The organism is Buttiauxella sp. 3AFRM03 (genome assembly GCF_003675305.1).
GTDB lineage: Bacteria > Pseudomonadota > Gammaproteobacteria > Enterobacterales > Enterobacteriaceae > Buttiauxella > Buttiauxella ferragutiae.
Map to the genome: position 1 here is coordinate 1,694,177 of NZ_CP033076.1, position 13,930 is coordinate 1,708,106.

Genomic DNA, 13,930 nt, shown 5'->3' on the forward strand with positions numbered 1-13,930 from the left:
TTGCGCTTTGTAAAACAATAATGTGCTGTATAAACATGGGTCTTCCCTTGTTGTGGTGGCTAAAGGCATGATGATGGTATATTTAATCGCTACTGTCGTTGTCGGAATCGCTGACAACACACTGTTAACCTGTCCAACCTGCGGTAAACCCAGTCCTGTTCACGATCACCGACACCGTAAATGGCAGCACCTTGATACCTGCCAGTTCGCGACATTAGTCGAGGCCGATGTTCCCCGCATTATGTGTCCGGAGCATGGTTGCCTGACCTTAACTGACCTCTCCCGTATTTGCCGGACCGAACCGGACATAATGAATTAACCGGCTACGCAGCGACATCAGGGCGCACAACCTGACCATCGGATATTCGGTGTGTCTGTCAGGACGATGCTTTATATATTCAAAATGCTCTGCCAGTTCCGGCGTATCGGGTGTGCGAAAAAGCGTGCCATCGACGGCAAATAAACGTAAACCACACCACAGATCATCCTTATCTTCCTGACGGCTCCAGTGTTGTGCGGTCAGATGGAATCACGCCTCAAGCGGTTTGTCGCTGAGCCGCTCACGGGCCTGAGCAATGGAGCTGGCCACCAGGGTGTCTCCCAGAACAAGATCGAGTTTTGTCACCACATCGGTGATGGGGCGGTCGCGATAAAGGCCCATGCCAATAATTAACCAGACCACAAGCTCGGCGGGAAATTTACGCTTTCTGATACTGGCTTTGTCAGTGGACTCAAGGACGTGAGAAATCCATTCAAGAGGGATAGCGCGTTGAAAATGAGAAAGGGAGTCGGGTTCAGCCCAGGTTTGTGTGTCGTCCAGCCAGGTCGAAAGCATAAAAAAGCCCCATCAGAAAGTGATGAGGCTTATTGTGATATACCTGCCGGATCGTTCAACCGATCATTTTGCTTAACCGATCGGTGTTAGGCATTAACAGGGAGTCTTGAGGGGGAGTAGGGAGAACATAGTGAAGTTCCTACTCCCCTGATGCCATGCGGGCTGGCGGGGAGAAAATCGCGGTTGGATAAAAAACGCTCAAGTTCGAGTTTTTTTCAGGTCTTATTTTTCCAGTACTGGCACGGTCTGGAGTGGGTGTTTAACCCCAAACACGCGCGGAAGAAAAACCGTGTTTTCTGTGGATAAAAATAATCGCTCAAATAACGAGCAATACATATTTTCATGGGTGAGGTTAGCGGCGCGGTTCCGGCAGAACAACGCCCGGTACTGATGGAGGCCATCCGCACTGCCCGCCGGGGGATATTTTCGTGGTGGTGGCGATTGACCGTTTAGGTCGTAACGCTATCGACGTGTTAAGCACCGAGGAAACCATCAAAGCCAAAGGCGTGAAGTTAATCAGTCTGCGTGAGGGGTTCGACCTGAGCACACCCGCAGGGCAAATGATGCTGCACATGATGGCCGGTTTTGCGGAGATGGAAAAAGCCTGATTGCCGAACGCCGCGAAGCGGGTATTGCCCGTGCGAAGTCTGAGGGTGTGCATTGTGGCCGCCCACCGTTTGAGCATGGCGATTTGATTGCTGGTCTGTGGGCGCAGGGAATGAGTTACCCACAAATATCGGCAGAGCTGGCGGGGTGTGGTATTAAGGCGGGTAAAACGACGGTGTACAGTTTTAAGCAGTAACTGCTATCGCTGCCCCGGAAAACAACTGGCAGCAGGAAAGAATGGTTCTCCGGGGGCACTGGCATGTTTACAGAGTGTTCGATATTTTAAAAATCACGTTAAAACAGACCCGTTTAAACTTTTATCTGAGTTCTCAAGGGTCAGAAGCTATAACCCATCTTCAGATAGATCCCCTGATTGTCATCTTTGCCCATTGCATATTCCAGATTAAGGACGATACCGGCTTCTGGTTTAAGTAAGTACTGGACACCCGCGCCCCATGCCGGGTAAATATTTTCACTGTCGCCACAATTGAGACTTTCGCCATTGGTGGAGTCCCCATACAAGCAGGCAGCGCCTGCAAACACCGTTGCCGTCCAGCGTTCTGCCAGTTTATAGCGTTCTTCCACTTCTATCGAAGACATGTTCTGAGCAAGGTATTCACCCGGGGTGTAGCCCCGCAGATAAACAGGAGAGTAGGCTCCGACAGGCGCATCACTTGAAAACTGGTGGCGACTGCGTACCGCAAAAACGTTGCCATCACCGTGCTGCCAGTAGCCACGATAATCGACGCGGTAAATATCGAAATCCTGCTCACCTCCCAGACCTTCCCGGTAGGCCAGATTGTTGACATTGAGGTACCAGCCTTTGGTTGCTTTGAAGTCACTGTCACGGGAATCGTGCATGACGACTGCGCCCACTCCACCGGATTTATAACCTACCAGCCCCATTTCATCGAGGATCTCGTCGGAAGTCTGATCTTTCCCACTCATCTCATAGTTGGAGTAGACCCCCTGACCACCAATGAACCAGTCTCCTTCCACACGATAGAGATAACGTAAAAAGGCAAAGCTGTAATTGTCGTTGGTCTCAAGTGGTTTACCCGAACCGAGGTAATTTGCGTAATCATTGTTAATATCCCCCACCATGACGCCTGCAAGGATACGGTGATGATCTTCACCAAAAGAGGTTCTGGCAAATGCGTTGGCAATCAGCGATTCGGAGGTGGTGTATTTAGCTGAAACACCAAACATTGAAGGGCGTGATTTCTCATCAAATTTGTGCATGTAAGCCCCCATCAGACCCGCCGCAGTATCAAGTTTGGGGCTGGAACTGAACAAAGGAACAAACAGCCACGGAGACTGGGAAGCACTGTCAGCTTTTTTCGGACTGCTCTCTTCCTTGCTCTCTTGAGTGACGTCATTTTTCACTTCGGCTGGGGACGTTCCGGCGGCGGTGGCTGGTAATGCGAGTACCGATAAGGCCAGGGTTAAGCCAGTGAAGAGAGTAGCGTTAGACATGAAAACATAAACTCCGGGTAAGATAAAAATCCGTTGGTGATAATCCTGAGGAAAATCAGTATCGCTGGACAATCGAGAAAATGGAGTTTAAATTCAATTTAAAGTATGACCAGTTCAAATAGGTTTAAATTTAAATTTGATCTGTGCCGCATTCTGATTTTAAAGAATTAATGCTAAGAAGGCCGAAAAATGAGCAGAGCATCCCGCAGTGATGGCGCGTTAACCCGGGCCAGAATCCTTGAAGCGGCTGGCACGTTGATAGCAAAACAGGGCTTTGCCCAGACGACGAACAAGCAAGTCGCCAGTGCAGCAGATGTGGATTTAGCGGCCATTAACTATCACTTTCATGGACGAGATGGCCTCTATCTTGCCGTGCTGTCTGAGGCGCATCAGTACTATCTTTATGGTTCAGAGATTGAGGCGCTGGTCGAATGCACACTACCGCCTGATGAAAAGCTGGGAGCATTCCTCGAAATTTGCCTTCCGCGTCTGGCAGAACAGAACAGCTGGCATGGGTGTGTGTATACCCGGGAGTTACTTTCTCCCTCGCCATTATTCAATGATTTTATGCAAACAGAAGGCAGGGGTAAGCGTCAGGCGATGCTCAAACTCATTAGCCAGATTGCCGGGTTAGAGGAAGATGATCCGCTCGTTTTACTCTGCTTCCTGAGTATCGTCGGCCCTTGCATGATGCTGATGGTGGCTGGAAAGTTCACTTTCAGTCCGATAAACACCCTGGCAGACACGATGAGTCATGCTGAGCTGGTGGCTCATTTTAAGCAATTTACGCTGGCGGGGCTTCGCTCATTTAGGTAGCAACAGGAGTACAGCGGAAAATATTTGCACTAGTTCGTTCATATTGATATGTAGTCTATTTATTAAAAAAAGGCGCTTCCATGCTCAGTGGCACTTTGTTAAATCAAAAGTTAACTGATCATGCTGTATGAGTCACTCGCTGCTAGCAGCCGCAATCTCAAGGTTGGTAAATTACGGTTTATAACTTTAAGCGGTAGCAAATGTTGTTAACTCCTAGTGCCAATAAATTGATAGAAACAAGAAAGAATTATTATTGGGGGTACATTTGGGGGGTATGTATATAGTTAGATTTTATAAAAATCAAACATACAATTGCATTTTTATATCTAACTTCGTAGTAAAATCAATAAATTATGTAAGTCACAGCAGGTCTGTTTGATTTTACGGGTCTAGTTATGAAATAAAAAAGACCGCGTTTCCTCGCCCTCCTCTCTTAATCTATTCACCGCGTCTTCTCCGCTTTTTGTGCTATCAATCACACTTGGCTGGTTGCGTAGCGACTTCTTTTTTAGTTATTCACTCGGCTTTAATCCGCGTATCGTTGCATCAGCCACTAAGCGAGCGATAACCATCTACTTATCGTGCACAACATTCATCCGATCCCATCCTACGCACATCACAAATATTAAAAAAAAATGCTTATCCTGAGCAGAGGTGACTTTTATCTCATATGGTTAGCTGATAGATATCAATGTATACAAAGGCTTGTTTTTTACATGGTTAATTTTAAGGATAAGAATATGCCAGCAGTCGTTGATAAAGCATTGGACTACATTGGCGGTATGAACACATCAGTGTCAGTGCCACATTCCATGGACGAAAGCACAGCTAAGGGGATGTTTAAATATCTGAAGGAGTTGGGGGTACCGGCAAGCGCTGCTGATGTTACCGCACGAGGCGATCAGGAGGGATGGAATAGTGACTTCACGAAAAAAATGGCTGGTTGGGCTGAGAAGATAGAGTCTGGCAACCGTGTGATTATTAAAAACCCTGAATACTTTACTTCATATATGCGGGAGCAACTCCGAGAGCTAGTGTGAGTATCCCCTTCGCAAACAGATTAATTTTTCCGGACGCTCACCTTCAAAATATGTGAGCGTCCGTTCTTCCTGAGTGTTAAGCACTATCTCCCGCCAGAACCTCTCTAAGCCGACTAGCTTTCAATCACACTGAGCGCCATAAGGCGGTTTTTGCCGCGTTAGCATAACTTCAAAACTCCCCCTGGATGCCAATCTATATCTCATATCTTCCGCTATAAAATCTGTAAAAGTGGACATTTCTCGACTTTTCATCTAAAAGTTCTGCGGTTGGCATTAGACAAATCCAGCTATCTAATAATAATTGCTGAGTGTTAAAGAGCGGCAAGTCAGCTAGCCGCCGGGCATTTCGCCACTCATAAAAACAACGACGCACCTTCTTTGGAGAATTTATGCAATCCTCGGTTAACCACAACGAGAGCCGAACCTTCTTCGGTCATCCTTACCCACTAGGCTCACTGTTTTTCACTGAAATGTGGGAGCGATTCTCGTTTTACGGGATCCGTCCCTTACTCATTCTGTTTATGGCGGCGACGGTTTACGACGGCGGTATGGGGCTTGCGCGTGAAAACGCGTCAGCCATCGTCGGTATCTTTGCTGGCTGTATGTATCTGGCAGCACTGCCTGGTGGGTGGCTTGCCGATAACTGGCTCGGGCAGCAGAAAGCGGTCTGGTATGGCTCGATTCTCATTGCCCTCGGCCACCTGTCGATAGCCTTGTCTGCTGTGTTCGGCGACAACCTGTTCTTCATCGGCCTGATGTTTATCGTTCTTGGCTCTGGCCTGTTCAAAACATGCATCTCGGTCATGGTTGGGACGCTGTATAAAAAAGGTGATGCGCGTCGGGACGGCGGTTTCTCGTTGTTCTATATGGGCATCAACATGGGTTCGTTTATCGCACCACTGATTTCCGGCTGGCTGATAAAAACCCACGGCTGGCACTGGGGTTTCGGCATCGGTGGTATCGGAATGCTGGTTGCGCTGGTTATTTTCCGCGTGTTCGCCGTTCCGGCAATGAAACGTTACGACAGTGAAGTGGGTCTGGATTCAACCTGGAACAGCCCTGTTGCTAAGAAAAAAGGTGTCGGTGGCTGGTTGCTGGTACTGGCTGCCGGCACGGCGGTTATCGTTACACTGATTGCACAAGGTGTGATCGTCATTAACCCCGTGGCGGTTGCCAGTGTGCTGGTATACGTGATTGCGGCGTCGGTAGCGCTCTATTTTATCTATCTGTTCATGTTCGCGGGACTTAACCGCAAAGAGCGCGCCAGGCTGCTGGTTTGCTTTATTCTGCTGGTTTCTGCGGCCTTCTTCTGGTCTGCGTTTGAGCAAAAACCCACTTCGTTCAACCTGTTTGCGAACGACTATACCGACCGCATGATCGGCGATTTTGAGATCCCTGCCGTGTGGTTCCAGTCAATCAATGCGCTGTTTATCATTTTACTGGCACCGGTGTTTAGCTGGGCGTGGCCGCGCCTTGCACGTAATAACATCCGCCCAAGCAGTATCACCAAGTTTATCATCGGTATTTTATGCGCCGCTGCGGGCTTTGGTTTGATGATGCTGGCGGCACAAAATGTCTTGAACAGCGGCGGAGCGGGTGTATCGCCACTATGGCTGGTCGGAAGCATCCTGATGCTGACACTAGGCGAGCTGTGCCTGAGCCCAATTGGGCTTGCGACCATGACATTGCTGGCACCAGAAAGAATGCGTGGCCAGATGATGGGACTTTGGTTCTGCGCCAGTGCGCTGGGTAACCTGGCGGCAGGCCTGATTGGCGGCCATGTGAAAGCCGACCAGCTGGATATGCTGCCTGATCTCTTCGCACGTTGTTCTATTGCGTTACTGATTTGTGCGGCGGTGCTGTTCGTCCTGATTATTCCAGTACGCAGAATGCTGGAAAATGCCCAACAAAAACCGGCGACCCATGCCTGATTTGTAATATCTTCACCCGCAATGAATGAAAGAGGCCGGTCAGACGACTGGCCTTTTTCATTGCCAGACATAGCGTACTAACGCCACCAGCACCACGATATTCACCATCACACTAATGATGAACCAGGTTTTAAACGGCTGCTTTTGCGTTTTATGGCGGAAAACCTGCTGACCGACAATCGCGCCAGGCCATCCGCCAACCAAACCAAACATCAGCAAAGTGGACTCAGGCACTCTGCGCCAGGCTTTGCGAGCCGCCATTTTATCCGCACCGTAAATCACCACCGTCAGCAGGTTAGCAAACAGGAACCACATCACCACAGGGTGAGGCAGGAATGCGCTGCCCATAGACGCTAAGGCCAAAAGCAAAAAACAGAAACGATTGAGATTCATACCATTAATCACAGAGCTTTTAGCAAAAAAAGTGCACAATTATATCCGATTCAGAAACATTAAATAATTCAATGGATGCACTATGACTAAATGGAAATACACGCCCAACGTTTTTAGTAAGCACAGCGCCCGTATTTGTATCGCGGGTCTGGTATTAGCCATATCTCAGAGCGCTGGCGCAGCTTCTTCATCGGATGCGTTAAGTTTCACACATAAAGACTGGGATTTGGTGTGTGATAACACGCTGACCTGCCGTGCAGCTGGCTATTCAGCAAACGATGTCGATCCTGCATCAACCGTCTTGATAACCCGCAAAGCGGGGCCATCGACCACTGTTATCAACCAGGTTATGCTTGCCGACTATGACAGTGAAGCCGCCAGCAAAACACCAGGGCAACCCCTGCTGCTAATAGATAACCAATCGCTGGGCAAACTTTCCACAGCGGATGGCGATGTCTGGACAATGAGTGAAACGCAGTTCACAGCTTTTAAGCAGGCTTTGCGTCGCGACAGCAAAATCAGCTTTAAAAACAATCTTCATGAATACGTTTTCTCCGGTGCAGGTTCCAGTGCAGTACTGCTGAAAATGGATGATGTTCAGGGCCGCGTGGGTACCACCGGTGCGCTGATAAAGAAAGGGAACAACAACGAATCGGCGGTCAAAATGCCCGTCCCGGAACCGGTGATAGTGAAAGCCCCGGTGCGCGATAAACAAAGCCGTGACATGACACCGCAGGAAACTGCGCTGATTAAACCGTCTATCATCAAGTTTACCGGTGCAGATAGTGACTGCGATGAAGAGCGAATCAATGGCACCTGGCAAATTGCCAGCCTCAATGAAAACCAGTCACTGGTGATTGCGCCATGCTGGATGGCTGCCTACAACTCCGGGGATATGTATTTTGTGATTAGCAACGATATGTCCAGCCCACCAGAAATAGTGACCGACAGCGCAACCTCCTGGGACGATGGTATCGTTGAATTTTTCATGAAAGGCCGTGGTCTGGGTGACTGCCTGAGTGTGGAACAATGGGTATGGGATGGTAAACATTTTGTGCACAGTGCAGCCCGGAGCACCGGGCGTTGTCAGATGATCCGGCCAGGCGGTGCCTGGGAGATGCCGACACTGACAACCAAAGTCGTCACGCACTAATGCACCACAAAATAGCCCCCTCACCTGTCTGAGCGAGGGGGCCTTATCTTTATAGCAAGTTACTTCTGCGGACGCATCGCAGGGAACAAGATAACGTCGCGAATGGTGTGGCTGTTAGTAAACAGCATCACCATCCGGTCGATACCGATGCCCAGGCCAGCGGTTGGCGGCAGGCCATATTCCAGCGCGGTCACGTAGTCTTCGTCATAGAACATTGCTTCGTCGTCACCGGTTGCTTTCGCGTTCACCTGCTCGAGGAAGCGCTCAGCCTGGTCTTCAGCGTCGTTGAGCTCGCTAAAGCCATTACCGATTTCACGTCCGCCGATGAAGAACTCAAAGCGGTCAGTCACTTCCGGGTTCACGTCGTTACGGCGCGCCAGCGGAGAAACTTCGGCCGGATACTCAGTGATGAAAGTCGGCTGAATCAGGTGTGCTTCTGCCACTTCGTCAAAGATTTCAGTAACAATGCGGCCCAGGCCCCAGCTCTTCTCAACCTTGATACCAATAGACTCGGCGATAGCTTTTGCCGAGTCGAAGTTATCCAAATCCGCCATATCCGTTTCCGGGCGATGCTTTTTGATAGCTTCACGCATCGTCAGTTTTTCAAACGGTTTGCCGAAGTCGAAAGTCTGTTCGCCATATGGCACTTCCGTTTTACCCAACACAGTCAGCGCCAGAGTACGGAACAACGATTCGGTCAGTTCGATCAGATCTTTGTAATCCGCATACGCCATATAGAGTTCCATCATGGTGAACTCTGGGTTGTGGCGCACGGAGATCCCTTCGTTACGGAAGTTACGGTTGATCTCAAATACCCGTTCGAAGCCGCCAACCACCAGACGTTTCAGGTACAGTTCCGGCGCGATACGCAGGTACATGTCCATGTCTAAAGCGTTGTGATGGGTGATGAACGGCCGTGCAGATGCGCCGCCAGGGATCACCTGCATCATTGGGGTTTCGACTTCCATAAAGCCGCGAGCCACCATGAACTCGCGCATAGTGGCGAGGATCTGCGAACGGACTTTAAAATTGTGACGCGATTTGTCGTTGGCGATCAGATCCAGGTAGCGCTGGCGATAGCGGGCTTCCTGATCCTGCAAACCGTGGAATTTGTCCGGCAGCGGGCGCAGCGATTTGGTCAGCAAACGCAGCTCGGTACAATGGATAGACAGCTCGCCAGTTTGGGTTTTGAACAGCGTACCGCGAGCGGCAATAATGTCGCCAAGGTCCCATTTTTTAAACTGTTCGTTATAGACACCTTCAGGCAAAGCATCACGTGCAACGTATAACTGAATACGACCGCCCATATCCTGCAAAGTCACGAAGGAAGCTTTCCCCATGATGCGGCGAGTCATCATTCGCCCAGCAACAGAAACTTCAACGTTCAAGGAGGTCAGTTCTTCGTTATCCTTGCCATCGAATTGCGCATGCAATTGGTCAGAAGTATGGTCACGACGAAAATCATTCGGGAAAGGAATACCCTGCTCACGCAGCGCAGCCAGCTTTTCACGACGAGTTTTCAGTTCATTATTAAGGTCAATTGCCTCATCGGCACATTGTGCTTGTTGTTCAGACATGTTGGTTCCTCATTTCAGGCATCATTGCCAAAAAATCGCACGATATAATAATGGCGCTCTTAGATTCATTTCAGGCTGATTTCACTCAGCAATAGCCAAACTTAAGTTATTTAATCGCTGGCTTACACCACCACCAGAACATCCTCCTCCTAACAGCCAAACGGTGCAAGGAGCAGGTTTACACCTTCTCCTTGTATGGATAAAAATCAATCACTGTGAGGTTCATGCAGGCAAGGCACCGGTGGGGAAAACAGCAATCGGGCACCAACAGCCAGCAGCACAATCACCGCCACACAGCCAATCGTCCACTCACCCATTTGTGAGAAGAAGTGCTGGTAAGCGGCAATTGCCGTTTCACTGATACTGGATTCAGTGGTTTGTTGCGCCACCAACCCCGCCAGCCAGTTCGCCACCGCACCCGTTGCCAGCATGTAGATGCCGGTCAACATTCCGGTTACGCCTGGCATATTCAGACGTGTGATCTGCGCCATGGCGACCGGGTCGATAAACAGTTCGGCAAAACCCATCAGCGCCAGTCCACCCACCATCAGCCCCATCGAGGCCTGGCCATCAACCGTGCCGTGACGAGCGTTGAGGGCCAGCATCATAAATCCGCAGCCCATCATCAGCAGGCCGAAGGCGAATTTCAGCCACACACGGAACACGGAACGCGTTTTTCCATCTGGGCGAATCAGCCAGGCCAGGACTACGCCTCCGGTCATCACCGCAACAGCATTGACCGACTGGAACAGCGCCGTTGGCACTTCAATATTGAACAAGCGGCGGTTAACAAAGTTATCGATAAACAGACTGATAGAGCTGCCGCCCTGCTGTGCCAGAACCCAGAACAGTGTGCCAGTCAGCATCAGCAGGACGATTTGCCACAACGCGCGCCGGTGATGCGGGGATGAAATCATGATCCGCGCGACCATCTGAGCGGCAAAGACACAAACGATCGCCAGCAGATAACCTGACCAGTTATTTTCCAGCAGCAACGTGAAAAAAACCGGAGCCACGCATAACATCACCACCAGCCAGCCCCAGGTTGGCAGCACAAACTTCACCGCGCACAGCGCCTGCTTGTCGACGCCACGGGTATTGCTGAAATGGCGATGGCCGCTTAAAAAAATCAGCAGACCGATAAACATGCCGATCCCCGCCAGCGCAAAACCGATGTGCCAACCGTACCACTGTGCCGTCAACCCGCAGGCGATGGGTGCGGCGATTGAGCCCACATTTCCCGCCGCATAAAGCAGCGAAAAACCGCCGTCGCGACGATGATCGTCCGCGGCGTACAGTTCGCCCAGCAGGCAGCTGATATTGGATTTGAACAGACCATAGCCACAAATAATGATCGCCAGCGCGAGATAGAGGCTCCAGGTTGAGTCTGATTCGAAGCCCAGCACTACGTGGCCGAACGTCATCAACAGTGCACCGGCAATTACGGCCGTGCGATTGCCGAGCAGGCGGTCGGCAAGCCAGCCGCCGAGAATGGGTGTGACATAAACCAGAGAAGCGTACGCGCTGAATAGACTGATGGCGTGGCTGTCATCAAAGCCAAGCTGATGGGTGAGATAGAGGATAAGTAAGGCACGCATGCCGTAAAAGCTGAAGTATTCCCAGATTTGAATCGCGACGATGTAATAGATCGCGCGCGGCTGTGAGGGTGTTTTCATGAAGTCTCCCTGGTGCAGGTAAAGAGGGAAATGGTTGATAGCAAACCTTTATGCGTAGGTCGGATAAGCGCAGCGTCATCCGACACTTTTATCTGTAACAACAGGCGAAAATGGTGGATGGCGCTATCGCTTATCCACCCTACAACACCTGTTTAGTGACCTTTGTCCGCAATCTAAAGGGAAGTGGCAAGCCACTTCCCCTGGAACTTCAATTACTTGTTGTTTTCTTCTTTCAGCACTTTAACGGTGTAACGACCATCCGCCTGGCGATATGCGCCATGGATGTCGGTTTCGAAGCCCGGATAGTGAGCGCCGATTTCACACAGCATCTGCAAGAATTCCAGTACCGGACGGCTTTCCTCGGTGATCATCTCACCAGGCATAACCAGCGGAACACCAGGAGGATACGGAAGGATCATGTTGGCGTTGACGCGGCCCACCATCTCTTCGAGATACACTTCTTCGGTTTGACCATGCAGCTCTTTCTGGAATGCCACGTACGGAGTCATCATCATGGCTGGCAGCACTTCGAATGCACGGAACATCAGGTCCGGCAAGTTGTGATGCGCGACCAGTTTGTGAATATTTTGCGCCAGATCCTGAACACGCATGTTTTCATAGAATTCAGGATCTTCACGGTACAGAGACGGCAGCATGTTTTTCACGCGCAGGTTCAGGTCGAACTCACGTTTGAAGTCGGTCAGCGCACGCAGCAGGCTCAGAGCTTTGGTCTTGTCGATACCGATGCTGAACAGGAACAGCAGATTGTACGGGCCGGTTTTCTCAACAATGATGCCGTGCTCATCGAGATATTTCGCTACGATGCTGGCCGGAATACCGAACTCATCCATGGTGCCATCTTTCTTCATCCCCGGCGTCAACATGGTGACTTTGATCGGGTCAAGATACATGTGTTCGTTATCGATGTTTTTGAAACCGTGCCATGCGCTGTCAGAGCGCAGCGGCCAGCATTCCGCACCATCAATATGTTCAGGCTGCCAGACGTCGAAGAACCAGCCTTCAGACTCACCTTTCAGGCGCTTGATCTCTTTACGGAACTTGATAGAACGCTCAATTGAGCCATCAATCAGACGCTTACCAGAGTTGCCTTTCATCATCGCCGCAGCGGTTTCTGTCGACGCAACCACACCATAATGCGGAGAAGTGGTGGTGTGCATCATGTAGGTTTCGTTGAAGGTCTCTTCGTTGACATCACCTTTCACGTGAATCATTGAAGCCTGAGAGAACGCCGCCAGCAGTTTGTGCGTGGACTGAGTTTCATAAATCACTTTCCCTTCCACACGGCCACCGCTCATACCGCATTTGCCAGCATAAATTGGTGAGAAGTTGGTGTATGGCACCCATGCTGAGTCAAAGTGGATTGACTTAACATCGAGGGTTTTCTTGATGAAATCAGTGTTGTACAGCAGGCCATCATAGGTGGAGTTTGTGATAACCGCGTGCACCGGCCAGCTCGCGTTCGGGGTCTCTTTCACACGTTTGGCGATAGTGGCGCGCTGGAATTCACTCTGCGGAATACCACCCAAAATACCGTAAGCATTACGAGTCGGACGGAAATAAATCGGCGTAATATCGCTCATCATCATCAGATGGGTCAGCGATTTGTGGCAGTTACGGTCAATCAGCACGGTGCTACCGGCAGGTGCCGAATACATGCCAACAATTTTGTTAGCCGTTGAAGTCCCGTTAGTCACCATGTAGCTGCGTTCAGCGTTAAACACACGAGCGATATACTCTTCTGCTTCTTTGTGCGGGCCGCTGTGATCCAGCAAAGAACCCAGTTCAGAAACTGAAATTGAGATATCTGATTTCATGGTATTGGAACCAAAGAAATCATAGAAGATGCTGCCTACCGGGCTTTTCTGGAAAGCGGTGCCGCCCATATGGCCTGGAGTACAGAAAGTGTATTTACCTTCACGAACATATTTGAACAGTGCTTTGGTCAGTGGCGGCAGAATGGTGTCGATGTATTCATCGGTGTTCTGTTTGATTTTATTCGCGATATCTTCAGCAGCACCCAGCGCGTATTCGAAGAAGCGAACCTGCAAACGCAGATCGTTCAGGCTAACGTCCAGCGTAGAGTAGGTGTTCGCAAATGCGTATAACGGCATGTATTCATTGCATTTGCTGATTTCTTCGCACAGCTCGAGATTGTATTTATCCCAGTCGAAAATCACACCGCACAGGCGGGCGTTGTTTTCGATAAGCTTCAATAAGTCTTCGCGGTCATTCGGATAGACAATACGGAAGTCCAGGCGTTCAAGGGCGCGATGCAGTTCACGGATAGGCTCTTCTTTAAAGTAGACGCCCATGTGATTCATGATTGCGATAACGTTCATAGTAGAATCTCCAGGTATGGGGAGCCCCTCCCATCACGAAGTGACAGGTCAGGAAGGTGCTCCAGGA

10 protein-coding genes and 2 pseudogenes are annotated in these 13,930 nt (G+C 50.1%); 6 read left to right on the forward strand and 6 right to left on the reverse strand.

What is annotated here, in order from left to right:
• Positions 1-91 precede the first annotated feature (91 nt).
• A pseudogene (locus tag D8682_RS09440) lies at positions 92-271 on the forward strand (transposase family protein); the annotation flags it as partial.
• On the opposite strand, the pseudogene D8682_RS09445 reads toward D8682_RS09440, so the two are convergent.
• Positions 272-835: pseudogene (locus tag D8682_RS09445) on the reverse strand (IS4 family transposase); the annotation flags it as partial. It abuts the pseudogene before it with no gap.
• A 428-nt stretch (positions 836-1,263) separates the two neighbouring features.
• Here D8682_RS09445 and D8682_RS27450 point away from each other — a divergent pair.
• Positions 1,264-1,443 carry a recombinase family protein gene (locus D8682_RS27450; RefSeq protein WP_370090837.1) on the forward strand — a complete coding sequence of 60 codons (180 nt, stop codon included), beginning with the start codon at positions 1,264-1,266 and terminating at the stop codon, positions 1,441-1,443.
• 334 nt (positions 1,444-1,777) lie between these two features.
• Here the strand turns inward: D8682_RS27450 and D8682_RS09455 are convergent, their stop codons facing one another.
• On the reverse strand, positions 1,778-2,917 hold the full coding sequence (locus D8682_RS09455) for a hypothetical protein (RefSeq protein WP_121814137.1): 1,140 nt from the start codon (positions 2,915-2,917) through the stop codon (positions 1,778-1,780).
• Positions 2,918-3,106: 189 nt separating this feature from the next.
• Here D8682_RS09455 and D8682_RS09460 point away from each other — a divergent pair, with 189 nt between their 5' ends.
• The 3 genes from D8682_RS09460 to D8682_RS09470 all read left to right on the forward strand — a co-directional run bounded on the left by D8682_RS09460 (position 3,107) and on the right by D8682_RS09470 (position 6,704).
• Positions 3,107-3,733 carry a TetR/AcrR family transcriptional regulator gene (locus D8682_RS09460; RefSeq protein WP_121814138.1) on the forward strand — a complete coding sequence of 209 codons (627 nt, stop codon included), beginning with the start codon at positions 3,107-3,109 and terminating at the stop codon, positions 3,731-3,733.
• Between the two features lie 740 nt (positions 3,734-4,473).
• A complete protein-coding gene (locus D8682_RS09465) occupies positions 4,474-4,773 on the forward strand; it encodes a DUF1889 family protein (RefSeq protein WP_064548818.1) in 300 nt (99 codons plus the stop codon).
• A gap of 389 nt (positions 4,774-5,162) precedes the next feature.
• Positions 5,163-6,704, forward strand: coding sequence for a peptide MFS transporter (locus tag D8682_RS09470; RefSeq protein WP_064548820.1), 1,542 nt, complete (start codon positions 5,163-5,165; stop codon positions 6,702-6,704).
• Positions 6,705-6,761: 57 nt separating this feature from the next.
• Here D8682_RS09470 and D8682_RS09475 read toward each other — a convergent pair whose 3' ends face one another.
• Positions 6,762-7,097 (reverse strand): DUF1294 domain-containing protein, encoded by a 336-nt coding sequence (locus D8682_RS09475; RefSeq protein ID WP_121815672.1) that lies wholly within the window; start codon positions 7,095-7,097, stop codon positions 6,762-6,764.
• An 82-nt stretch (positions 7,098-7,179) separates the two neighbouring features.
• On the opposite strand from D8682_RS09475, the gene D8682_RS09480 reads away from it, so the two are divergent.
• On the forward strand, positions 7,180-8,250 hold the full coding sequence (locus D8682_RS09480) for a DUF1176 domain-containing protein (RefSeq protein ID WP_121814139.1): 1,071 nt from the start codon (positions 7,180-7,182) through the stop codon (positions 8,248-8,250).
• 59 nt (positions 8,251-8,309) lie between these two features.
• Here the strand turns inward: D8682_RS09480 and lysS are convergent, their stop codons facing one another.
• The 3 genes from lysS to cadA form a co-directional block, all read right to left on the reverse strand.
• On the reverse strand, positions 8,310-9,827 hold the full coding sequence (lysS, locus tag D8682_RS09485; RefSeq protein ID WP_064548822.1) for a lysine--tRNA ligase: 1,518 nt from the start codon (positions 9,825-9,827) through the stop codon (positions 8,310-8,312).
• 206 nt (positions 9,828-10,033) lie between these two features.
• Positions 10,034-11,503: a dipeptide permease DtpD gene (gene dtpD / locus D8682_RS09490; RefSeq protein ID WP_121814140.1), complete on the reverse strand. Its 1,470-nt coding sequence runs from the start codon at positions 11,501-11,503 to the stop codon at positions 10,034-10,036.
• Between the two features lie 212 nt (positions 11,504-11,715).
• Complete coding sequence (gene cadA, locus D8682_RS09495; RefSeq protein ID WP_064548826.1) at positions 11,716-13,863, reverse strand: lysine decarboxylase CadA; 2,148 nt, start codon at positions 13,861-13,863, stop codon at positions 11,716-11,718.
• Positions 13,864-13,930: the final 67 nt, after the last annotated feature.

Coding starts and splice junctions, on each gene's coding strand:
- D8682_RS09455 (WP_121814137.1), bottom strand. CDS start 2,917: ATGTCTAACGCTACTCTCTTCACTGGCTTAACCCTGGCCTTATCGGTA.
- D8682_RS09460 (WP_121814138.1), top strand. CDS start 3,107: ATGAGCAGAGCATCCCGCAGTGATGGCGCGTTAACCCGGGCCAGAATC.
- D8682_RS09465 (WP_064548818.1), top strand. CDS start 4,474: ATGCCAGCAGTCGTTGATAAAGCATTGGACTACATTGGCGGTATGAAC.
- D8682_RS09470 (WP_064548820.1), top strand. CDS start 5,163: ATGCAATCCTCGGTTAACCACAACGAGAGCCGAACCTTCTTCGGTCAT.
- D8682_RS09475 (WP_121815672.1), bottom strand. CDS start 7,097: ATGAATCTCAATCGTTTCTGTTTTTTGCTTTTGGCCTTAGCGTCTATG.
- D8682_RS09480 (WP_121814139.1), top strand. CDS start 7,180: ATGACTAAATGGAAATACACGCCCAACGTTTTTAGTAAGCACAGCGCC.
- lysS (WP_064548822.1), bottom strand. CDS start 9,827: ATGTCTGAACAACAAGCACAATGTGCCGATGAGGCAATTGACCTTAAT.
- dtpD (WP_121814140.1), bottom strand. CDS start 11,503: ATGAAAACACCCTCACAGCCGCGCGCGATCTATTACATCGTCGCGATT.
- cadA (WP_064548826.1), bottom strand. CDS start 13,863: ATGAACGTTATCGCAATCATGAATCACATGGGCGTCTACTTTAAAGAA.